Source organism: Paraburkholderia ginsengisoli NBRC 100965, assembly GCF_000739735.1.
GTDB classification, from domain to species: Bacteria; Pseudomonadota; Gammaproteobacteria; order Burkholderiales; family Burkholderiaceae; genus Paraburkholderia; species Paraburkholderia ginsengisoli.
In genome coordinates this window covers 388310-408484 of the sequence record NZ_BBJF01000003.1, presented here as the reverse complement: position 1 = coordinate 408484, position 20175 = coordinate 388310, and the positions used below count along the sequence as shown (strand labels likewise).

The 20175-nt window shown below is 66.3% G+C and carries 17 protein-coding genes and 1 pseudogene; 12 read left to right on the top strand and 6 right to left on the bottom strand.

Annotated features, from left to right (window positions below; translation table 11 throughout):
* Window position 1 precedes the first annotated feature (1 nt).
* The 5 genes and pseudogenes from BGI01S_RS02910 (at window position 2) to BGI01S_RS02890 (ending at window position 3867) form a co-directional block, all read left to right on the top strand.
* Window positions 2–478, top strand: a complete 477-nt coding sequence (locus BGI01S_RS02910) for a CreA family protein (protein ID WP_042322604.1) — start codon at window positions 2–4, stop codon at window positions 476–478.
* 127 nt (window positions 479–605) lie between these two features.
* Complete coding sequence (locus tag BGI01S_RS02905) at window positions 606–1436, top strand: helix-turn-helix transcriptional regulator (RefSeq protein ID WP_042322012.1); 831 nt, start codon at window positions 606–608, stop codon at window positions 1434–1436.
* A gap of 228 nt (window positions 1437–1664) precedes the next feature.
* Window positions 1665–2405, top strand: a pseudogene (locus tag BGI01S_RS02900) (AzlC family ABC transporter permease); the annotation flags it as partial.
* An 89-nt stretch (window positions 2406–2494) separates the two neighbouring features.
* Window positions 2495–2818 (top strand): AzlD domain-containing protein, encoded by a 324-nt coding sequence (locus BGI01S_RS02895; RefSeq protein ID WP_042322009.1) that lies wholly within the window; start codon window positions 2495–2497, stop codon window positions 2816–2818.
* Between the two features lie 281 nt (window positions 2819–3099).
* A complete protein-coding gene (locus tag BGI01S_RS02890; protein WP_042322007.1) occupies window positions 3100–3867 on the top strand; it encodes a DUF4088 family protein in 768 nt (255 codons plus the stop codon).
* Between the two features lie 241 nt (window positions 3868–4108).
* On the opposite strand, the gene BGI01S_RS02885 is transcribed toward BGI01S_RS02890, so the two are convergent.
* The 3 genes from BGI01S_RS02885 to BGI01S_RS02875 all read right to left on the bottom strand — a co-directional run bounded on the left by BGI01S_RS02885 (window position 4109) and on the right by BGI01S_RS02875 (window position 7351).
* Window positions 4109–6238, bottom strand: coding sequence for an ATP-dependent helicase (locus BGI01S_RS02885; RefSeq protein ID WP_042322004.1), 2130 nt, complete (start codon window positions 6236–6238; stop codon window positions 4109–4111).
* A gap of 306 nt (window positions 6239–6544) precedes the next feature.
* Complete coding sequence (locus tag BGI01S_RS02880; protein ID WP_042322001.1) at window positions 6545–6808, bottom strand: hypothetical protein; 264 nt, start codon at window positions 6806–6808, stop codon at window positions 6545–6547.
* An 87-nt stretch (window positions 6809–6895) separates the two neighbouring features.
* Window positions 6896–7351, bottom strand: coding sequence for a hypothetical protein (locus tag BGI01S_RS02875; RefSeq protein ID WP_042322000.1), 456 nt, complete (start codon window positions 7349–7351; stop codon window positions 6896–6898).
* A 310-nt stretch (window positions 7352–7661) separates the two neighbouring features.
* Here BGI01S_RS02875 and BGI01S_RS02870 point away from each other — a divergent pair, with 310 nt between their 5' ends.
* From BGI01S_RS02870 to fumC, 5 genes are all read left to right on the top strand, one after another.
* Window positions 7662–7883, top strand: a complete 222-nt coding sequence (locus tag BGI01S_RS02870) for an RNA-binding S4 domain-containing protein (protein ID WP_042321998.1) — start codon at window positions 7662–7664, stop codon at window positions 7881–7883.
* 309 nt (window positions 7884–8192) lie between these two features.
* Entirely contained in the window at window positions 8193–9605 is a 1413-nt protein-coding gene (locus BGI01S_RS02865; RefSeq protein WP_042321995.1) for an MATE family efflux transporter, read from the top strand.
* Window positions 9606–9892: 287 nt separating this feature from the next.
* Window positions 9893–10852, top strand: coding sequence for a ketopantoate/pantoate/pantothenate transporter PanS (panS, locus tag BGI01S_RS02860; protein ID WP_042321993.1), 960 nt, complete (start codon window positions 9893–9895; stop codon window positions 10850–10852).
* Window positions 10853–11184: 332 nt separating this feature from the next.
* Window positions 11185–12810, top strand: coding sequence for a phospholipase D family protein (locus BGI01S_RS02855; RefSeq protein ID WP_232624338.1), 1626 nt, complete (start codon window positions 11185–11187; stop codon window positions 12808–12810).
* A gap of 15 nt (window positions 12811–12825) precedes the next feature.
* On the top strand, window positions 12826–14226 hold the full coding sequence (fumC, locus tag BGI01S_RS02850; protein ID WP_042321991.1) for a class II fumarate hydratase: 1401 nt from the start codon (window positions 12826–12828) through the stop codon (window positions 14224–14226).
* A 130-nt stretch (window positions 14227–14356) separates the two neighbouring features.
* Here fumC and BGI01S_RS02845 read toward each other — a convergent pair whose 3' ends face one another.
* Both BGI01S_RS02845 and BGI01S_RS30470 read right to left on the bottom strand, forming a co-directional pair.
* A complete protein-coding gene (locus BGI01S_RS02845; protein ID WP_042321988.1) occupies window positions 14357–14863 on the bottom strand; it encodes an acyl-CoA thioesterase in 507 nt (168 codons plus the stop codon).
* A gap of 177 nt (window positions 14864–15040) precedes the next feature.
* On the bottom strand, window positions 15041–15184 hold the full coding sequence (locus BGI01S_RS30470; RefSeq protein WP_167335623.1) for a hypothetical protein: 144 nt from the start codon (window positions 15182–15184) through the stop codon (window positions 15041–15043).
* A gap of 211 nt (window positions 15185–15395) precedes the next feature.
* On the opposite strand from BGI01S_RS30470, the gene BGI01S_RS02840 reads away from it, so the two are divergent.
* Window positions 15396–16109: an ArsR/SmtB family transcription factor gene (locus tag BGI01S_RS02840; RefSeq protein ID WP_042321985.1), complete on the top strand. Its 714-nt coding sequence runs from the start codon at window positions 15396–15398 to the stop codon at window positions 16107–16109.
* A gap of 207 nt (window positions 16110–16316) precedes the next feature.
* Complete coding sequence (locus tag BGI01S_RS02835) at window positions 16317–18992, top strand: DUF6600 domain-containing protein (RefSeq protein ID WP_042321983.1); 2676 nt, start codon at window positions 16317–16319, stop codon at window positions 18990–18992.
* 159 nt (window positions 18993–19151) lie between these two features.
* Here BGI01S_RS02835 and BGI01S_RS02830 read toward each other — a convergent pair whose 3' ends face one another.
* Window positions 19152–20123, bottom strand: coding sequence for a thymidylate synthase (locus BGI01S_RS02830; RefSeq protein WP_042321980.1), 972 nt, complete (start codon window positions 20121–20123; stop codon window positions 19152–19154).
* Window positions 20124–20175 lie beyond the last annotated feature (52 nt).

The window sequence follows — 20175 nt, the reverse complement described above, 5'->3', positions numbered from 1 at the left end:
CATGAAATCCATCTCGTCGCGCGTCGCGCTTGCCGCTGCCGCCGCACTGTTTCTGTCGTCGGCGCACGGCGAAGAAGTCGCCAGCGTCAATACCAACTTCCGCATCACGGGTTCCGACCGCGTGGTCGTCGAGGCCTATGACGACCCGATCGTGCAAGGTGTGACCTGCTACGTGTCGCGCGCGCGAACCGGCGGCGTCAAGGGCACGCTCGGTATCGCCGAGGATCCGACCGAGGCGTCGATCGCCTGCCGCCAGGTCGGCGCGCTGCATTTCACGGGCCCCGTGAAGCAGCAGGCCGACGTGTTCTCCGTGAGCATGTCGCTTATCTTCAAATCGCTGCATGTGGTGCGCGTCGCCGACACGAAGCGCAACGCATTGGTGTATCTCACTTATAGCGACCGAGTCGTCAGCGGCAGCGCGAAAAACAGCGTGAGCGCCGTGCCGATGCCGGCCGGTACGACGATCCCCGTCAAGTAAGCGCGACGTCGAGCGTCAGACGACGCAGTTCGGCCGACCGCTCGAACACGCAGGACCAGCAACGCAAGGCCGGTGTCGTGAGCGCTCGCGACGCGCTACACTGACCGGTCCCGCCGGACTTTTCACCATGACTGCCGCCCATCGTTTTCGAGATTCCGCCCGCTACTGGCGCACGCCGCTCCTGCCCGGCGCGGACCTGCTCACGGCCGAATATCACGATCACGAGTTCACGCCGCATTGGCACGATGCGTACACGATTCCGGTGATCGTCGCGGGCGCGGAGGGTTATCGGTATCGTGGAGCGGATTATGTCGCTGAAGCCGGCAGCGTACCGATCATCAATCCGGGCGAGCTGCACACGGGTTCGAAAGCGGTCGAGGCGGGCTGGCGGTATCGCGTGGTGTATGCGCCGGTGGATTTCATCCACGATCTCGCCAATGAACTCAGCGGCAAGCCGCAGGCGCTGCCGTGGTTTGCGCCCGGCGTGATCCGCGATCCCGATCTGGCGATGCGGCTCGCGCGCGCGCATCGTCTGCTCGAAGCGGGCGACGACGTGCTCGCCGCCGAGGCCGCAATGCTCGACGCGTTGTCGACGCTGCTGGTCCGCTACTCGCAGACGCAACCGGCGCCGTCCCAGCTTGCCGCCGACGACGCTCGCGTCGCGATCATGCAGGAACGTCTGAGCGGCGATTTCGTCGAGCCCGTGACGCTCGCCGAGGTTGCGCGGGCGGCGGGGTTATCGCCGTTTCACGCGGCGCGCCTGTTCACCCAGGCGACCGGCTTGCCGCCTCACGCGTGGCGCAACCAGATGCGTTTGCAGCGCTCGCTCGCGCCGTTGCGCGCGGGCGTGTCAGTGACGGATGTCGCCGCGGCCAGCGGGTTCACCGATCAAAGTCATTTCACGCGGCATTTCCGGCGCATGTTCGGGGTGCCGCCGGGGCGGTGGCAGGGGGTTTGAGGCGAAGGGCAAGCGCGATGCATCCGCTGGTACTTTGAGGAGTGCTTCGCTGGCTTTGGCCGTTCTGTTCCGTCGACCTCGGTTTTCTGCCTCTCCGCTCTCCGCCTCTTCGCTTTCCGCCTCGCCCCCCCTCCCCACCTCTGCACCTGGCGCCACTCCCCCGCCGCAAGAACGTACAAGCCCCCACCCCCGACTTCCAGCTATCCTTCGCGCACCAAGGAGGCAAGATTGACCCATTCCACCCCAGGCCAGCCCAGTCGCACCGGCCATTTCAAAGAATTCACCGCGGGCGCGCGCGACATCATCCCGATGATGGTCGGCGCGGCGCCGTTCGGCGTCATTTTCGGCACCCTCGTCGCATCCGGTCCACTGCATCTGTGGCACGGCCAGTTGATGTCGCTCGTCGTGTTCGCGGGCTCCGCGCAGTTCATCGCGCTCGGTCTGATTGCCGGCCACGCGAGTTTCGCCGTGATCCTGGCGACCACGCTCGTCGTCAATCTGCGTCATGTGTTGTACAGCGCGACGCTCGCGCCGCACGTCGCGCACCTGTCGACGCGCTGGCGCTGCGTGCTCGGCGCGCTGCTCACCGACGAAGTCTTCGCGGTCGCGTGGGAGCATTACCGGCATCGCGAACCCGGCACGGTCGGCCCGCACTATTTCTTCGGCGCGGGTCTGGCGATGTATCTGAACTGGCAGCTCTGGACCGTCGCCGGCCTCTTGTTCGGCGCGGCCTTCCCTGGCCTGCAATCGCTCGGCCTCGACTTCGCGATGGTCGCCACCTTCATCGCGATCGTCGTGCCGCAACTCGTTGCGTTGCGCTACATCGCGGCCGCCGCCACCGCGGGCACGCTGGCCTTCTTCTGGCAAGCCTGGCCGTACAAGCTCGGCCTGCTCGGCGCGGTGTTCGCGGGCGTCGCGGTCGGCGTCCTGCTGTCGACGTCGCGGACCAACTCGCGCGGCACGCAACGCAAGCAAAGCACACAAGACAACCAAGGCACGCAATACCCGGAAGACAGCCGCAGCGCACGCGGCGCACGCCAAACCGCGGAGGCATCGCAATGAATTACGTCGCTCTGATCCTCGGCATGGCGGTCATCACGTGGGTGATTCGTGCCGCCGTCTTCGTGCTCGGCGACCGGCTGGTGTTCTCGCCACTCGTGCGCACCGCGCTCGGCTTCGTGCCGGTGACGGTGCTGACGGCGATCATTATGCCAATGGCGGTTTCGCCGCACGGCGCCGGCGCCGAGCTGACCTGGCGCAATCCGCAACTGGTCGGCGCGCTGGCTGCTGTCGTCGTCAGCGCGTTGACGCGGCGGCCGCTGCTGACCATCGCGGTCGGCCTGACGGTGTTTTTCCTCTGGCAATGCGTGGTCCTGAAATAACTGCAAGCCGCCTTCATCGCTACACCGGCGTCGTCCGGTCCGCGCCACGCGCGCGCCAGCCGGACGACGCATCCCCCTGAAGCGGCGGCCACCGCCCGCGCCCTCAAGTTTTCGCCCAATCCGCCGATATGTAGTCGAGGTCCGCTCATCGGGATTCGTCCCGCTGGTTACGCGGCAACAGGCAGGAATCAACCGCGTCGGCATCCGGCGTCGCGTCGTCCCGAACCGCGTACGGCCGGACGATGCGACCACGCCGTGCGGCAGGACCAAACGGGATAAACATGGGTCAAATCACCCTCAAGCTCAAGGACGAGACCATTGCGTCGCTGCGCAAGGATTTCGACGCTTTTCTGCGCGTTTCGCTGAAGCTCGATCCGCAGTTCGCGACGCCGTCGTTCGAGGACTTTTTGCGCGCCAAGCTGCTCGACAACATGGTGCCGCTGACCGAGCACGCGGTCCAACGGATGTTGCAGGGCGGCCAGTACGCGTGGGCCAAGCGCACGCTGGACAAGGAGTTTCCGGACGTCGTCGCGATTCTGATGCGGCAGGCGGGCGAATTCGGTTTCGGCTTCGCGGCGCGCTCGGAATGGACGCCCGAGGAACTGGCGAAGCAATGCCGCGACTGGGCGGCGGCGATCGTCAAGGAAGCGGAAGGCGACGCGACGCTGATCGATCCGCTCGCGGCGCAAATCAAGAGCGCAGCGCAGGACATCCAGGCGCTCGAGGAAGTGATGCAGACGCCTGCCTGGCGGTTGGTGGAGTCTTTACGTCAGCGGGTCTACGAGGCCAAGGTGGCGTGCGAAACGAACGTGGGCAGCACGGCACGCGAGAAGCTCGGCGAATTGCGCGGCTTGCTGCGTCTGGGGATTTCGCACGGCTCGTTCCAGAAGCAGGAAGCGCAGCAGATCATGGAATACCTGCGTCTGCTAAAGCCGGAGATTTTCGTCGACGAGCCGTACGACGTGTTTTCACGGCTGGCGGCCTGGCTGCGCAATTTCTTCGTGCCGCCGCGGCCGGCGCCGCAACAGCAGCAACGGCAGTCGCGGTAGACGCAGCGGATACGCAAGCGGCCGGGGGCGGCACAAGGCGACAAAACGGCGGCAACGGCGGCCCTCTGGTCATTCAACCGCTGGCGGTTCAAGGAATCGCTAAACCGCCATCATGGCGAACTGGCCGAACTGATCACGCGGTTGCGCTCAACACCGCGCGCATCGCGCACGCTTCGCACCGTTGAGCGCCCACGGCGGCCCGCATCGAATTGAGTCACACAAGCCGGCAAAAGCCCCCGCCTTAATCCCACATCTTCCTGAGCTTCGCCCCGATCTCGATCTTCGCCCGCGCGGCCGCGGCGAGCCCCGTCGCAGTCGGCGCACTCGGCACCGGTACGCGCGGCCACGCATAAGCGTCGAACAACGGCATCAGATGCGCGGGGATGAAGCGCGTGCGCGACGCCCACACGTGACGGTCGCCCATATGCGTCTGGTTGTGCACGTAGAAACGCTGCGGCACGACGATATGCAGGTCCTCCTTTGCACGCGTCATCGCCACGTACAGCAGACGCCGCTCCTCGTCGATTTCCTCTTCGCTGCCCGTGCCGAGATCGGACGGAATGCAGCCGTCGACGCCGTTCAGCACGAACACGTTGCGCCACTCCTGCCCTTTCGCCGAATGGATCGTCGACAGGATCAGGTAGTCCTCGTCGATCAGCGGCACGCCGGATTCGTCGCTGGTGGCGTCGGGCGGATCGAGCGTCAGCTCGGTTAGAAAACGCTCGCGCGACGCATACGTGCCCGCGATGCTTTCCATCTGCAGCACGTCCGCGTGACGGATTGCGGCGTCCTCGTGATTGCGTTCGAGATGCGGCTCGTACCAGCGGCGCACCATTTCGAATTCGGCGGGCCACGGCGTCTGCCGTCCGTACACGCTCGACATCAGCTTGACGAACGGATGCCAGTCCTCCTGCGCGCGAGCGGGCGCGGCGAATGCGGCCAGCGCACTGGCGGCGGTGTCGACTGGATTGCCGTCGCCCGCGCGCACGACGATCTCGTCGAGCACCTTCGCCGCCGTGGCCGGCCCGACGCCCGGCAGCAATTGCACGACGCGAAAGCCGGCGACGCGGTCGCGCGGATTTTCTGCCCAGCGCAGCACCGCGAGTACGTCCTTCACATGCACCGAATCGAGAAATTTCAGCCCGCCGAATTTGACGAACGGAATGTTGCGCCGGGTCAGTTCGATCTCCAGCGCGGCGCTGTGGTGCGCGGCGCGAAACAGGACCGCCTGCGACTTCAGCTTCATGCCCTGCTCGCGCGCTTCGAGCACCTGTTCGACGATGTAGCGCGCCTGGTCGGCTTCGTCGGCGACCGTGACGAGCCGCGGACGCTGGGCCGACGCCTTGTCGGTCCAGAGATTCTTCGTGTAGCGCTCGCTCGCCAGTTCGATCACCGCGTTCGACGCGGCGAGAATCGGCGCGGTCGACCGGTAGTTGCGTTCCAGCGTGACCTGGCGCGCGGGCGGGTCGAAGTGCGCGGGGAAATCGAGAATGTTGCGCACGGTCGCGCCGCGAAACGAGTAGATCGACTGCGCATCGTCGCCGACCACGGTCAGGCCGCGGCCGTCCGGCTTCAGCGCGAGCAGGATCGACGCCTGCAGGCGGTTGGTGTCCTGATATTCGTCGACCAGCACGTGATCGAAGCGCGCCGACAGGTCCGCCGCGATGGCCGGCTCGGCGGCCATGTGCGACCAGTAGAGCAGCAGGTCGTCATAGTCGAGCACGCTCTGCTTCTGTTTCGCGTCGACATAGGCGGCGAACAGCATGCGCAGGTCGGCTTCCCATTCGCGACACCACGGAAACGCGTTCTCCAGCACATGGCCCAGCGACGCGCCGGTGTTGACGACGCGCGAATAAATCGCGAAGCAGGTGCCCTTGGCCGGAAAGCGCCGCTCTTTCGCGGACAACCCGAGTTCGTGGCGCACCAGGTTCATCAGGTCGGCGGAGTCTTCGCGGTCGTTGATCGTGAAAGCGGGCGCGAGGCCGATCAGATCGGCGTACTCGCGCAGCAGCTGCGCGCCGACGCTGTGGAACGTGCCGGACCACGTCAGCCCTTGCGCGAGCGCCGCGCGCGTGCCGAGCGCCGCGCCAGCGATGCGCGTGACGCGACGGGTCATCTCCTGCGCGGCGCGACGCGAAAAAGTCAGCAGCAGGATGCGGCGCGGATCGACGCCCTTCACCACCAGATTGGCGACCCGGTGCGCCAGCGTGTTGGTCTTGCCGGAACCGGCGCCCGCGATCACCAGCAGCGCGCCGGGCGGCACATCGGGCGTATCGGCGCCGTATTCGACGGCTTCGCGTTGCGCGTCGTTGAGCTTCGCGAGCCAGGCGGCGGTGTCGAACGGCGGCGGAGATTCGGCGACGGGGAGCACGGTAGATTCGGACGTTGGATGGATTCGGGTGGCGACGCACACTGTATATCCATACAACGATTGCCGACAAGCGACCCTTTTTTTGATGTTGTTCCGGGATTTTGCTTGAGACCCTGCGGGGGCGGTGGTGCCGCCTAAATCGACGCGATTGCGTCGTGCCGCGTTGCAGACAGACCTTGCACGGCGACCTCAAGAAAACGAGCACAAAAAATTAGCCCGTCGCGCATCACCGCGCGACGGGCTGTTTCTCACTGAGCAACGCGGCGCCGGAACGCGAGGTTCACCGAGCCCGGCTGCTACAACAACCTACTGCTTCTTCGCATCCTTCAGATTGGCGTCGGCGCTGGCCTTATCGGCGTCGGCCTGAGCGTCGGTTTTCTTCTTGTCGGCCTTGGCTTGCGCGACGGCCGCCTTCTTGTCCGCCTTGGACTGCTCCTTGACGGCCTTCTTGTCGGCGTGGGTGACCGGCGCAGCGGTGGGATCGCTAGCCTGCGCGAACGCCACCGACGACAGACATCCCGCGATCAACGCCGCATAAATGCGGTGCTTCGTGGATTTCGTGATCTTCATCCGATACCTCCGCAAACGTGGTGCGAAACGCGCGGCACGACGGCGAATCCAGTCGCCGCGCCCGCGCGCTTCGGAAAGGCTTAAGGCTTAGTGCTTGACGTCGGCGCCGTCCGCCTGCGTGGCGGTCTGGCCTTCCATGTTCATCTTCATTTCGTTGTTGGCGGCCTGCTTGTCCGCCTTCTGGTTGATCTTCGCGTCGCGCACCTGCTCCTTGTACTGCACCTTGGCGGCCTTCTGCTGATCCTTCAACTCAGCCTTCGACGCCTTCTTCGATGCGCGATATTCCGCGTTCGCCTTCGCGTTGGCGTCACGCTTTTGCACCAGCGGGTCGGTCGAGCCCGATGCCGTCAGACGGGTCGGCGCCGGCGTAACCGGCTGCACGCCCTGCGCGGCGGGCGCCGCGGGCGCGACATCGGCGCCTTGGGTCTGGATCTGTGCCTGGCCACTGATACCCGCGGCCGGTTGCGCGGTCTGCGCCACCGCAGCGGTAGCGGCAAAAGCAGTGAAGGCGGTACCGATCAGGAGTGAATGAATCTTGGTCATGACAAATCCTCTCTAAAGTTGTTGTGACGCGGGCGAGTTATCCGGCGTCGCGCACAAACGGGTGTGCCGCGTGCCTCGCCTGGTCTTCTTCGTACTGGACATCTCAACGATCCAGCAAGTTTTGCTACTGACATGCACTTTACGAGTGAAATTCGCGATGCACGAATAGTGTTACGGAACGTTTCATTTTCCGACAACTGCATAACAACTGCTTGCAATTCCTTTCGCCGAGCCGGCATTCACCACAAATTTCATCCAGGGCAAGCTTCTGCTTTATGATGCGAACCCTTTGCCTGAAGGTGCAAACGCCATGCCCAACCTCGATTTCACGCTCACCGGCGACTACGTCGAACTCCACAATCTCCTGAAGATAACGGGTCTCGCGGACAGCGGCGGCTCCGCGAAAATGATGGTGGCGGACGGCGCCGTGACCGTCGACGGCCGGGTCGAAACGCGTAAAACCTGCAAAATCCGCGCGGGCCAGGTGGTCCTGCTCGGCGACACGCGGATCGCGGTTCACGAAGCGCACTGACGCGAGTTCATCAAGCGGTCGCTTAGCTCCCCCCCCCAGCGATCGCGGACGCCCCACTGAGTCCGAAAATTCGCAGCACCGCGCGCACCACAAACGTGCGTCTTCCATCGACATCGCCCGAGCGACGCAATAAGCTGTTGGTTTCGCCAGACAAACCCGGCCGATACGAGCGGCTCGCGAGCTTGCGGCGCTTTCGTTTCCGCCGCTGAACGGCTGCCGCCCAAACGCGCCGCCGTCGGCGCCTGACGCAAGCGCGGCGCGCCTTCCGCGTCCACCGTCCCTGTCGCCACTTCCGCCGCCAGGCGCTTCATGACTCAATCCGGCTTCACCCGGGTGGCCACCCGGCCGCCGACCCTGTCCCGCCATGCAGCCGATACCGCCCGGCTCGCCGCGCCGCTCGCCATCGCGCAGCTCTCGCAGATGGCGATGAGCGTCACCGACACGATCCTGCTCGGCTCGCTCGGCCCCGATGCGCTCGCCGCCGGTGGGCTCGGCGCCAACCTGTTCTTCGTCGTGGTCACGCTGTTGCAGGGCGTGCTGACCTCGGTCAGCGTGAGCGTGTCGCATGCGCGCGGCGCCCAGGACGACAGCCGCGTCCCGCACATCTACTGGACCGGCTTCGTGCTGTCCGTGCTGCTATCAGTGCCGGCGTTCATCCTGCTGTCGTTCGCGTCGCGGATCCTGCTCGCGTTCGGCGAGCCGGGCCTGCTCGCGCACAACGTCGGCGAATACGCGGCGGTGCTGCGCTGGGGCGCGCCGGCGAGCCTGATCGGCGTCGGCCTGATGCGCTCGTTCCTGCCAGCGATCGGCGCAGCCCGGCGTCTGCTGTGGGTGTCGATCGCGAGCGTCGTCGTCAACGCATTTCTGAACTACGGGCTGATCCACGGCGCCTGGGGATTGCCGCGGCTCGGCTTTCTCGGCTCCGCGGCCGCGACGTCGATCACTGTCTGGCTGACCGCGGTCGTGTTGATGGCGCTGCTGCATCTGCGCCCGCGCTTCCGTCACTTCGTCGTCGCGACGCGGCCGAACGTGCCGTTGATGGGCGAACTGTTCGGTATCGGCTGGCCGGTGGCGATCACGTATGGCGTCGAGTCGACGCTCTTTCTCGCCACCGGCCTGATGGTCGGGCTGCTAGGCGAATCGCAACTGGCCGCGCATCAGATCGCGCTGAACGTCGCGTCGGTGGCGTTCATGGTGCCGCTCGCGATCGGCCAGGCGGCCAATGTCCGGGTCGGCTTCTGGGACGGCGCCGGGCAGCCGCTGGCCGCGCGCCATGCGGGCTTCGTCGCGCTGGCGCTCGGCGTCGGCTTCATGACGCTGTCGGGGATCGTGCTGATCGCCGCGCCGCACTGGATCGTCGGCCTCTACCTGCATCTCGACGACCCGGCCAACGCGGCGACGGTCGCGCTGGCGAGTTCGTTGTTGGGCGTGGCGGCGATTTTCCAGATCGTCGATGGCATGCAGACGGTCGGTTCCGGCTGCCTGCGCGGCCTGAAGGACACCCGCGTGCCGATGATCGCCGCGGCGTTCGGCTACTGGGTGATCGGGTTTCCGACCGGTTACACGCTGGCGTTTCATTTCGGCCTGGGCGCGCGCGGTTTGTGGTGGGGACTCGCGGCCGGGCTTGCGAGCGTCGCGGTGTTGATGACGCTGCGCTTTCATAAGCTGAGCTTGCGGCGCGTGCCGGGCGGGCGGGTGACGCCGCCCGTCGGGTCGGTGTGAGTTCGACGGCCCGGCGATGTGGCTAGTCTTCACCCGCTCCCGGCCACCTCGCCGCAAAAGGTAAAATGCCCGGCTCGGCGCACGGGCGCGCACCCGCGCCACGCGCCGAGACCGCGCCCGCATGCCTCACGAAGGCCGGCGCCGCCCCAAGGCCCACCCACGCCGCACGGCATGCCGAGTTCGCACGGCAGACTGCCGAACGCGCGCCGCCGCTTACCGCGTCACGACGGCCCGCTCGACCGACCCTCGATTTTCTCGCCATAAAACATAACCAAGGACCACCCGTCATGCTTGCCCGCGTCACCCGCTTATTTCCGCTCTGGGCCGTGCTCGTTTCGATTGCCGCGTACTTTTCCCCCGCGTCGTTCTCAGGCGTCTCACCGCACGTCACCACGCTCCTCACGATCATCATGCTGGCGATGGGCGTCACGCTGTCGGTGGCCGATTTCCAGCGTGTCTTCACGCGCCCCGCGCCGGTGATCGCCGGTATCGTGCTGCACTACCTCGTGATGCCGCTCGCCGCCTGGGTGATCGCCAAGGCGCTGCGCATGCCCCCCGACCTGACCGCCGGGATGGTGCTGGTGGGCAGCGTCGCGAGCGGCACCGCATCGAACGTGATGATCTATCTGGCTCGCGGCGACGTCGCGTTGTCGGTGACGATCAGCGCGCTGTCGACGCTCGTCGGCGTGTTCGCGACGCCGCTGCTCACGCGTCTTTACGTGGACGCGTCGATCGCCGTCGACGTTCACGGCATGCTGATGAGCATCCTGCAGATCGTCGCGCTGCCGATCGTGGTCGGCCTCATCATCAATCACCTGTTCACGAAGACCGTCCGCAGGGTCGAGCCGATTCTGCCGCTGGTATCGATGGTCGCGATCCTGCTGATCATCGGCGCGGTGGTCGGCGGCACGCAGAAGAGCATCGCATCGGTCGGCCTCGTGGTGATGCTGGGCGTGGTGCTGCATAACGGCATCGGCCTGCTCGGCGGTTACTGGGGCGGGCGTCTGCTCGGCTTCGACGAAGCCGTCTGCCGCACGCTCGCGATCGAGGTGGGCATGCAGAACTCCGGCCTTGCCGCGACGCTCGGCAAGCTGTACTTCACGCCGATCGCCGCTTTGCCTGGCGCGCTGTTCTCGGTTTGGCATAACCTGTCCGGCTCGCTGCTCGCTGGCTACTGGGCGGGACGTCCGGCGAAAGGCTCGACGCATGCCGACGGCGAGCGTGCGTTGAACGTCGAGCGCGGCTAACGCGAACTCGCTACACCGTCGCGACCGCGGTTTTAAAGAGCGGTCGCGGCGGCGCTCGACACGAGTGCCGCCGGATTGACCGCGGCCTTTGGCCGGCACACATCGCCTGGTCTTGGCCAACGCCACAGCGCAATCGACCCGCTACCCCAATCCGTCATTGCGCACACACCGCGGCACGAAAACTGCTGACCTCGATTCCCCTTAGAATGCTTTTCTCGACAGCGTGAGTAAGCCATCCGCGCTGCCGCCACAAGAAGCTTGCAAAACAAGGGGATGACAGCGTGCCGGGGCATCACGAACAGATTCAGAGCGCACTGCAAAGCAGGCGCGTATTGAGCGCAACCTGGAACCAGGTCCGCTGGGGAGCAACGAGACGGCTTATCCTGCTGTGCTGTGCCACCGCATGTCTCACCGCCTGCGCGACCAAACCGCCCGCCACCGCGTTCGACCGTCCGGTCACGCACGCGCTGCCCGTCACCGAAACGACGCCGCTGCGTACCGCGCTCGCGCCGCTTGAAGCGGCCCATCCGGAGCAGTCGGGTTTTCGGGTGCTGTCGAGCGGCACCGACGCGTTGCAGATGCGCATCGCGCTCGCCCGCGCGGCGACCAGAACGCTCGACATGCAGTACTACATCGCCAACGAGGACACCACCGGCAAGCTGCTGCTCGGCGCGGCGCTGTACGCGGCCGATCACGGCGTGCGCGTGCGCATGCTGGTCGACGATCTGAACTTCAAGGACATCGACCGGTTGATGGCGGGGCTGAACTCGCACGACAACATCGAGATTCGCGTGTTCAATCCGTTCGGCAGCGCGCAGGAAGGCGTGTTTGAACGCACCACGAATGTGTTCACGCAGATCGGCCACTTCACACGCCGCATGCACAACAAGGCGATGATCGCGGACAACCAGCTGGCGATCGTCGGCGGCCGCAATCTCGGCGACGAGTATTTCAGCGCGAGCGAAACGCTGCAGTTTCGCGACCTCGACGTGCTGGCCGCCGGCCCGATCACCGCCGATGTCTCGTCGAGCTTCGACGACTACTGGAACAGCAGCCTCTCGTATCCGCTGCGCGTGCTGAACAAGCAGAAGTTCGACGCGAAGGAACTCGACCAGACGCGCGACGACCTGCGCCAGCACTGGCGCACCAACGCCGACCCGTACAACGCGAAGCCGCTGAACGCGACCCCGCTCGCGTCGCAGATCGCGAGCGAGCAACTCGGCCTGACGTGGGCGCGCGCCGAGTTCAAGGCGGACCTGCCGGAGAAGATCGAACATCCGTCACCGGACTACGTCAGTCCGCCGATGCAGCGGCTTGGCGAACTGATGCGCGACGCGCAGAAAGACTTCCTGATCATTTCGCCATACTTCGTCCCGCACGACGCCGGCGTGAAGACCGCCGGCGAGTTGACGCAACGCGGCGTGCGCATCGCCGTGCTGACCAACTCGCTCGCCGCGACCGACGCGGTCGCCGTGCAGGCGGGCTACAGTCCGTATCGCGTGCCGCTGTTGCGACAAGGCGTCGAGTTGTACGAATTCAAGCCGCGCCAGGAGACGCCGCGCGCGGGCATCGCCGGGTCGCGTTCGCGCGCGAGCCTGCATGCGAAGACGTATGTGATCGACCGCAAGATTCTGGTGATCGGCTCGATGAACCTCGATCCGCGCTCGGCCAATCTGAACACCGAGCTCGCGCTGGTGATCCACAGCCCCGAACTCGCCGAACAGGTCGCGCAGATCTTCGAGCATGCGACGTCGCCGGAACAAAGCTATCGCGTCACGCTCGCCGACGACGCGCAACTCGCCTACCTGCGCTCGATCGGGGCGCCGCTCTCGCCGCTCGTGTGGACCGACGTCGACAACGGCGCGCCGCGCACCTACATTTTCGACCCGCAGGCAGGTTTATACCGGAACGCACTAACAGGTCTATTCTCCCTATTGCCGGTCAACGCAGAACTTTGAGAAGCGGAGTGAAACATGACTGAAGACGTACGCATGGAGCGCGACACGTTCGGCGAGATCGCCGTGCCGAACGCGCGCCTCTGGGGCGCGCAAACCCAGCGCTCGCTGCAGAATTTCCGGATCTCGACCGAGAAGCAGTCGCCCGAGCTGATCACCGCGCTGGCTGTCATCAAGCGCGCCGCCGCCGAGGTGAACCACGGCCTCGGCGTACTCGACGAAAGCAAGGCGAAGGCGATCATGCAGGCGGCCGACGAGATCATCGACGGCAAGCACCCGGAGGAGTTTCCGCTCGCCGTATGGCAGACCGGCTCCGGCACGCAGACCAACATGAACCTCAACGAGGTGATCGCGAATCGCGCGAGCGAACTGCTCGGCGGCGAGCGCGGCGAAGCGCGCAAGGTGCATCCGAACGACGACGTGAACCGCGGCCAGTCGTCGAACGACGTGTTCCCGACCGCGATGCACGTGGCCGCCGCATACGCAATCGTCAAGCATCTGCTACCGGCGCTGAAGACGCTGCGCGGCACGCTCGACGGCAAAGCGAAGGCCTTCGCCGGCATCGTCAAGATCGGCCGCACGCACTTGCAGGACGCGACGCCGCTCACGCTCGGCCAGGAGTTTTCGGGCTACGTTGCGCAACTCGATCACGGTATCCGTCACGTGGAATCGGCGCTGCCGCATCTCTACGAACTCGCGCAAGGCGGCACGGCGGTTGGCACGGGTCTGAACGCGCACCCACAATTCGCCGACAAGGTCGCGGCGGCGATCGGCAAGCTGACCGGCCTGCCCTTCGTGTCGGCGCCTAACAAATTCGAGGTGATGGCCGCGGCCGATGCGCTGGTGTTCGCGCATGGCGCGTTGAAGACCGTCGCGGCAAGCCTGAACAAGATCGCCAACGACATCCGCTGGCTCGCGAGCGGCCCGCGTTGCGGCCTCGGCGAACTGTCGATTCCGGAAAACGAACCGGGTAGCTCGATCATGCCGGGCAAGGTCAACCCGACCCAGTCCGAAGCGCTGACGATGCTGTGCTCGCAGGTGTTCGGCAACGACGTCGCGGTGAATATCGGCGGCGCGAGCGGCAACTTCGAACTGAACGTGTTCCGGCCGATGATCGCGCACAACGTGCTGCAATCGGTGCGTTTGCTCGCCGACGGCGCGCATAGCTTCAACGACAACTGCGCGGTCGGCATCGAGCCGAATAACGAGCGCATCGATACTTTGCTGAACGAATCGTTGATGCTGGTGACAGCACTCAATCCACACATCGGCTACGACAAGGCCGCGCAGATCGCGAAGAAGGCGCACAAGGAAGGCACCACGCTGAAGGCGTCGGCGCTCGCGCTCGGTTTTGTGACCGAGCAGCAGTTCGACGAATGGGTGCGACCGAAGGATATGGTCGGGAATTCGGCGGGATGAAACGTGGGGGCGGCGTGCGGGCGGCCTGAAGGACGGGCCGCTCGCGTAGCGACTTTTGCCGCGGCTCCCCGGCGCCGACGCGAACGCAAGGTTCGCGCGGCCCGCGAGCGCGCTCCGTTGCAGACGCGGCTTAAACCTTCCCTTGCGCCACTTCTTCCGGCTTCAGTTCGACGATCGCGTCGAGCGCTTCCTTCACGTCCATCGCGTACTTCGCAAGACGCTTCTGCTCATCGGTCTGCGGCACGAAGGCCGGCACCGGCACCGGATGGCCGTTCTCGTTGACAGCGACCATCACGACGAGGCAATCGGTGGTTTGCAGCAGTTCGCCGCCCTTCGGATCGCCCGCCTGCACCGATACGTGAATGTGCATGCTGGTGCGCCCCGTCGCGACCACGCGCGCGCGCAGTTCGACCAGATTGCCGACCAGGATCGGCCGGCGGAAGCGGATATTGCCCACGCTGACCGTCACGCAATAGCGTCCCGACCACACCGCCGAGCACGCGTACGCGGTCTCGTCGATCCACTTCATCAGCGCGCCGCCGTGCACCTTGCCGCCGAAATTGACCGAGCTCGGCTCGGCGAGAAAGCGGAAAGTGGTTTCCGAACGGTCCAGCGGCGCTACGGGAGGGGTGCTCATCTTGACTCCGGTCAATCGGATGCATTGAAAGGAGGCGATTATACGAGCGCAATATTGACCGCGTGACGGGTTCGGCCGGCTGCGATGGAGAAATGTTGCCCGCAAGCCGGCGGGTCTTCGGCGAACGGCAAGTGGACGGGCGCACGGACGGCCCTCGCGCGAGCGCTGGAAAAGCGCCTATTTGCGGAAGGTAATCCCTTCGTCGATCGTGCCGTACATGCTGATGCTGCCGGTGCCTGCCCCCGAGCCCGTGCCCGCACCGCCCTGCGCGCAGGCGGCGAGCAGCAACGCCGCAACCGCAACGGCCAGAAGAGTTTTCATCACAACGTGTTCCTGCAAAGACAGACTTCGATTCTAGCCTGGCGGCCCGACGCGGCACCGGAACGGCGCGCCGTTGTCCGTGCGCGCCGGAATTTCGTAGCTGTCACATTCGACTGTTCACGCTAAGCTGAAACATCGAATCGCGCAGCCCGCTACAGTGGACTGCATGGCGCATCGCGCGCCATCCGCCGCAGCCCACTGGAGACGCCCCATGCCCACCCCGCTCACCGACGAGCAGAACCATTTCCCAGGCTTGAGTCGCATCGGCGCGCTGCTCGCCGATCCCGGCCGAGCCGCGATGCTGTGGGCGCTGATGGACGGCAGCGCGCGCCCCGCCGGCGAACTGACGATGATCGCCGGGCTCTCGCCGTCGGCGGCCAGCGCGCATCTGGCGCGCCTCGTCGACGGCGGCCTGCTCGCGCTCGAAGTGCGCGGCCGGCATCGCTATTTCCGGATCGCGTCGCCCGACATCGCCGCGTCGATCGAGGCGCTCGCCAACGTCGCGCAAGTCAGCGCGCCGCAGCGGACCGTGCCCCGCCCGGTGTGCACCGTGCCGCTCGACATGCGCTACGCCCGCACCTGCTACGACCACATGGCGGGCGAACTGTCGGTGCAGGTGTTCGAGCGGCTGGTCGGACGCGGTCTGCTGACGCTACACGGCACTACGCTCGAAGCCACCGACGACGGCGCCACCCGCTTCGCCGAATGGGGCATCGACATGTCGGTCCAGAAAAGCCGTCGGCGGCGCTTCGCCTGCACCTGTCCCGACTGGAGCGAACGGCGGCCGCATCTGGGCGGCGCGCTCGGCGCGGCGTTGCTCGACGCGTGGTCGGCGCACGGCTGGGTCGAGCGGACCGAGCGGCCGAGAATTCTGCGCATCACGCCGGCGGGCCACCGTCATTTCGACGCGTTTCTGGCAGCGTGAGCAGGTGGCTGACGGCGGTCGCGGCCATGCCGCCGGGGCCATCCGCGGAAAAGAGTGCGCAGCGCAGGGAGCGCGTCCCAACTGCCGGCGAGACCTTTTGTTACACGCCGATCAGAGCGCCTTACAAAAGTGGGGGCCTTGAAACAAACGCCACGGGTACAGTGACTTACGGACCAGGCCGATCGCCGCGTCCGCAGGAGATAAGTCATGAGAACCGTCATCGCCCGCGCCCATTCGCGGCGCTCCGTCCCCGGCTACACGCTGATCGCCGCCGCCGTTTTCCTGTGCGCCGCGCAAGTCGCGCCGGCGCAGGATAGCCCGCCGGCGCCCGAGGACGCAGCCACCACCCAGAACACCGATCCGCCGGGGCGCATCGCCCGGCTGAATTACACCGCCGGCGCCGTGACTACCGAGCCCGCCGGCGCCGCCGACTGGTCGTACGCGCAAATCAACCGCCCGCTCACCACCGGCGACCAGCTCTGGAACGATCGGAACGCGCGCTCCGAGTTGCACATCGGCTCGACTGCCGTGCGCCTCGGCCAATCCACCAGCCTCGACGTCCTCAATCTCGACGACAGCAGCGCGCAACTGAAAGTCGCGCAAGGCACGTTGTCGACCCGCGTGCGCGAACTGCCGCCGGGTTCGTCGTATGAGGTCGACACGCCGAATCTCGCGCTCGGCGTGAACAGCCCCGGCGACTATCGTGTGGACGTCGCGCCCGACGGCAGCAGCACCACGGTGACCGTGCGCAGCGGCAGCGCCACCGTGTACGGTGACGGCGGCCAGGTGCCGGTCGCGGCAGGGCGGCAGGTGCGCTTCGGCGGCACCAACTTGCAAACGCTCGCCGACGACCAGGTGCCGGGCCTCGACAGCCTCGACCAGTGGGCCGTGAGCCGCGATGCCGCGGAAGACCGCTCCGTGTCGGCACGCTACGTGTCGCGCGATATCCCCGGCTATCAGGATCTCGACGCCAACGGCACGTGGCGCGACAGCCCGCAACACGGCGAAGTGTGGGTGCCGCGCGCGACGCCCGCCGGCTGGGCGCCCTACCACGACGGCCACTGGCTCTGGCAGGCGCCATGGGGCTGGACCTGGGTCGACGATCAACCGTGGGGCTTCGCGCCGTACCACTACGGCCGCTGGGTGCAGGTCGAGGACACGTGGGCATGGGTGCCGGGACCGCTCGAAGCGGACGCGCCGCCGGCCTATGCGCCGGCGCTAGTCGCGTTCGTCGGCGACGACGAGGGCGCCGGCGATGGCGGCTTCGGCGACTGGGGTGTGAATCTGGCGATCGGCGGCGTGGTGGCGGCCGGCGTCGCGTGGTTTCCGCTTGGCCCCGGCGAGCCGTGGCACCCGCATTGGGGTCATCGCGATCACTGGAGCCCGGGTTACTACAACCGCGTGAACCGGACGACGATCGCCGACGGCCACCGCCACGTGGATATGTCCAACCCGTACGTCAACTATCGCGCGCGCGGCGGCTTGACCGCGGTGCCGGCGACGGCGTTCGTCCACGGCCAGCCGGTCGGACGCTTCGCGCAGAAGGTCGACCCGCGCCAATGGCACAACGCGCGGATCAACCCCGGCGGACCGGGGATCGCGCCGGTGCGGGAAAGCTTCGGGCCGGGTCAGCGCAACGCGAACTACCGCCCGCCGGCGGGCGTGACGGCGCGACCGGTGATCGCCACACGCGGTCCCGCGTTGCCCGCCGCTTATCACGACAGCCTCGCGCAGCGATTTGCGCAAGGCGGCGGACGGGTGCCGGGCGGCGGGCAGCCTGTCGTGAGGACGTCGGTGCCGGCTCAGATGACCGGCGGTGCGAGCGCGCTGCCGGTGCGGAATGTGCGGGTCGTGCAGTCGCATATCGTGGGGAGGCCCCCGGGGGCGGCCGCGGGAGCGCCAGTGGCTGGGGTGACCGCGACGCCTGGCGGGATGCGGCAGGCTGGGCAGCGGATGGGCGAAGTGGCTGGGGCTGGCCTTGGTGCCGGTGCCGCCGGCCAGATGCCGCATGGGCCGGAGCCGCAAGCGCGGCCGGGGATGCCCCCGCAAATGGCCGCCGGTCAACGCCCACCGCAGCCGGGCGAAGCGGGACGTCCGTCGAATGGGGTGCCGCGGCCGCCGCAGGCGGGCGGCGGCAATCCGGAAGGGTATGCGCAACAGCATGGCATGCCGCGGCAAGCAGGTTCGCAAGCAGACATGAACGCGAGCCACGCGCCTGTTTGGACGCAGCCCCATCCGCCGATGGCGCTGCGAGCGCCACAAACGCAACAGGTTCAACAAGCTCAGCAGGCGCTGCCGCGCGGTGGGCCTCAGGAACCGCCGGCGCGGTCGGGTTTCGGGCAACAGCCGGGTGCCCAAGCCAATGCCGGGATGCAACAACAGGGCGTCCCGCGTCCCGGAGAGAATCCGGTGGCACAGCAACAGTTGCGTCAGCAGGGATTCCAGATGCAGCAGGCGCAACGTCAGGCGGAGCCGCGGACTATGCGGCCGGCCGAAATTCAGCCGCAGCAGCCGCAGCAGCCGCAGCAGCCACGCCCTGAGTCACGTCCGCCGCAGAACCAACTGTTGCATGCCGAACCGCAACCGCGGCAGATTCAGCAGTTTCGTCCTGAGCCGCGTCCGCAGCAGGTGCAACAGCCGCGTGCCGATCCGCGTCCGCAGCAGATTCAGCAGTTTCGTCCTGAGCCGCGTCCGCAGCAGGTGCAACAGCCGCGTCCCGAACCACGTCCGCAGCAAGTGCAGCAACCACGCCCACAACCAATGCAACAGCCCCGCCCCGAACCGCGTCAGCAACAGATACAGCAGCAGCGTACCCAACCTCAGCAGCAACACGCTGACCAGCATTCGGGCGGAGGCAACCGCGACGAGCACCATAAAGGCTGAGCGCGACCGCAACCGTCTCGCGCTTCCGCTCCGACATCGGCGCCTCGCATCGTCATTCCGCATCCGCCATGCGGCAGCGGCAAAAAAAACCCCGCGATTTCCATCGCGGGGTTTTTTCGTTGCCCGGCCGAAACCACCGCCAACGCCTTGAACCAGCGCTCAAACCGCCATCGGCGCCGTCAACGGCTCATGATGCCGATAACCCACCAGTGAGAAATCCGCCGGCTCGATCTTCTCCAGCCATTCGGGCTCGTACACGCCGGTTTTCGCGTAGTCCGGCACGCGGTCGGAAATCGCGAAAGTCGGGCTCTCGTACGGTTCGCGCGTGAGCTGCTGCTGCAGCATATCGAGCTGGTTCTCGTAGATGTGCGCATCGCCGATGAAATACGTGAACCAGCGTGGCATATACCCCGTCAAGCGCCCGACCAGATGCAGCAATGCCGCACCCTCGGTCAGATTGAACGGCGTGCCGAGCCCGACATCGTTGCTGCGGATATACAGGCACAGCGAGATTTCACGGCGCGCCACATTCGGCAGGAACTGATACAGCAGATGGCAAGCCGGCAGCGCGATCTGGTCCAGCACCGCCGGGTTCCACGCATGAAACAGAATGCGCCGGTCGGCGGGGTTCTGCATGATCGTGTCGAGGCACTGACGCAACTGATCGATCGCCTTGTACAGCAGCACCTTGGGGCTGCCGTTTTCTTCGAATTCAGTCACCACCTGGAAGCCGCGCGCTGTCGCATCGGCGAGCTGCGCGCTCGCGCTGGCGTCGAGCACCTTGTACGCCGGCCATTGGCGCCACTGCACGCCGTACACGTCCCCGAGATCGTCCGGGCCTTGCCGGTAAGGATTGGCGAGCCATTGGGGGTTCTGATTGGCGTTCGCGTCCCACACCTTGCAGCCGAGGTCGCGAAAATCCGCGGCGCTACGCGACGCGCGCAGAAACCCCACCAGTTCGCCCACCGCCGACTTGAACGCCAGCTTTTTCGTCGTGACGGCGGGAAAGCCCTGCTGGAGATCGAAGCGCAGCATCGCGCCCGGCATGCTGATAGTGCGGATGCCGGTGCGGTTCTCCTGCCACGTGCCGGTGTCGAGAATCGTGCGGACGAGGTCCAGGTATTGTTTCATGCGGGTTCCTTCGACGAGGCGCGGCGCTCAGTCAATACGCGCACCCCGGGGG

Coding starts and splice junctions, on each gene's coding strand:
- BGI01S_RS02910 (WP_042322604.1), top strand. CDS start 2: ATGAAATCCATCTCGTCGCGCGTCGCGCTTGCCGCTGCCGCCGCACTG.
- BGI01S_RS02905 (WP_042322012.1), top strand. CDS start 606: ATGACTGCCGCCCATCGTTTTCGAGATTCCGCCCGCTACTGGCGCACG.
- BGI01S_RS02895 (WP_042322009.1), top strand. CDS start 2,495: ATGAATTACGTCGCTCTGATCCTCGGCATGGCGGTCATCACGTGGGTG.
- BGI01S_RS02890 (WP_042322007.1), top strand. CDS start 3,100: ATGGGTCAAATCACCCTCAAGCTCAAGGACGAGACCATTGCGTCGCTG.
- BGI01S_RS02880 (WP_042322001.1), bottom strand. CDS start 6,808: ATGAAGATCACGAAATCCACGAAGCACCGCATTTATGCGGCGTTGATC.
- BGI01S_RS02875 (WP_042322000.1), bottom strand. CDS start 7,351: ATGACCAAGATTCATTCACTCCTGATCGGTACCGCCTTCACTGCTTTT.
- BGI01S_RS02870 (WP_042321998.1), top strand. CDS start 7,662: ATGCCCAACCTCGATTTCACGCTCACCGGCGACTACGTCGAACTCCAC.
- BGI01S_RS02865 (WP_042321995.1), top strand. CDS start 8,193: ATGACTCAATCCGGCTTCACCCGGGTGGCCACCCGGCCGCCGACCCTG.
- panS (WP_042321993.1), top strand. CDS start 9,893: ATGCTTGCCCGCGTCACCCGCTTATTTCCGCTCTGGGCCGTGCTCGTT.
- fumC (WP_042321991.1), top strand. CDS start 12,826: ATGACTGAAGACGTACGCATGGAGCGCGACACGTTCGGCGAGATCGCC.
- BGI01S_RS02845 (WP_042321988.1), bottom strand. CDS start 14,863: ATGAGCACCCCTCCCGTAGCGCCGCTGGACCGTTCGGAAACCACTTTC.
- BGI01S_RS30470 (WP_167335623.1), bottom strand. CDS start 15,184: ATGAAAACTCTTCTGGCCGTTGCGGTTGCGGCGTTGCTGCTCGCCGCC.
- BGI01S_RS02840 (WP_042321985.1), top strand. CDS start 15,396: ATGCCCACCCCGCTCACCGACGAGCAGAACCATTTCCCAGGCTTGAGT.
- BGI01S_RS02835 (WP_042321983.1), top strand. CDS start 16,317: ATGAGAACCGTCATCGCCCGCGCCCATTCGCGGCGCTCCGTCCCCGGC.
- BGI01S_RS02830 (WP_042321980.1), bottom strand. CDS start 20,123: ATGAAACAATACCTGGACCTCGTCCGCACGATTCTCGACACCGGCACG.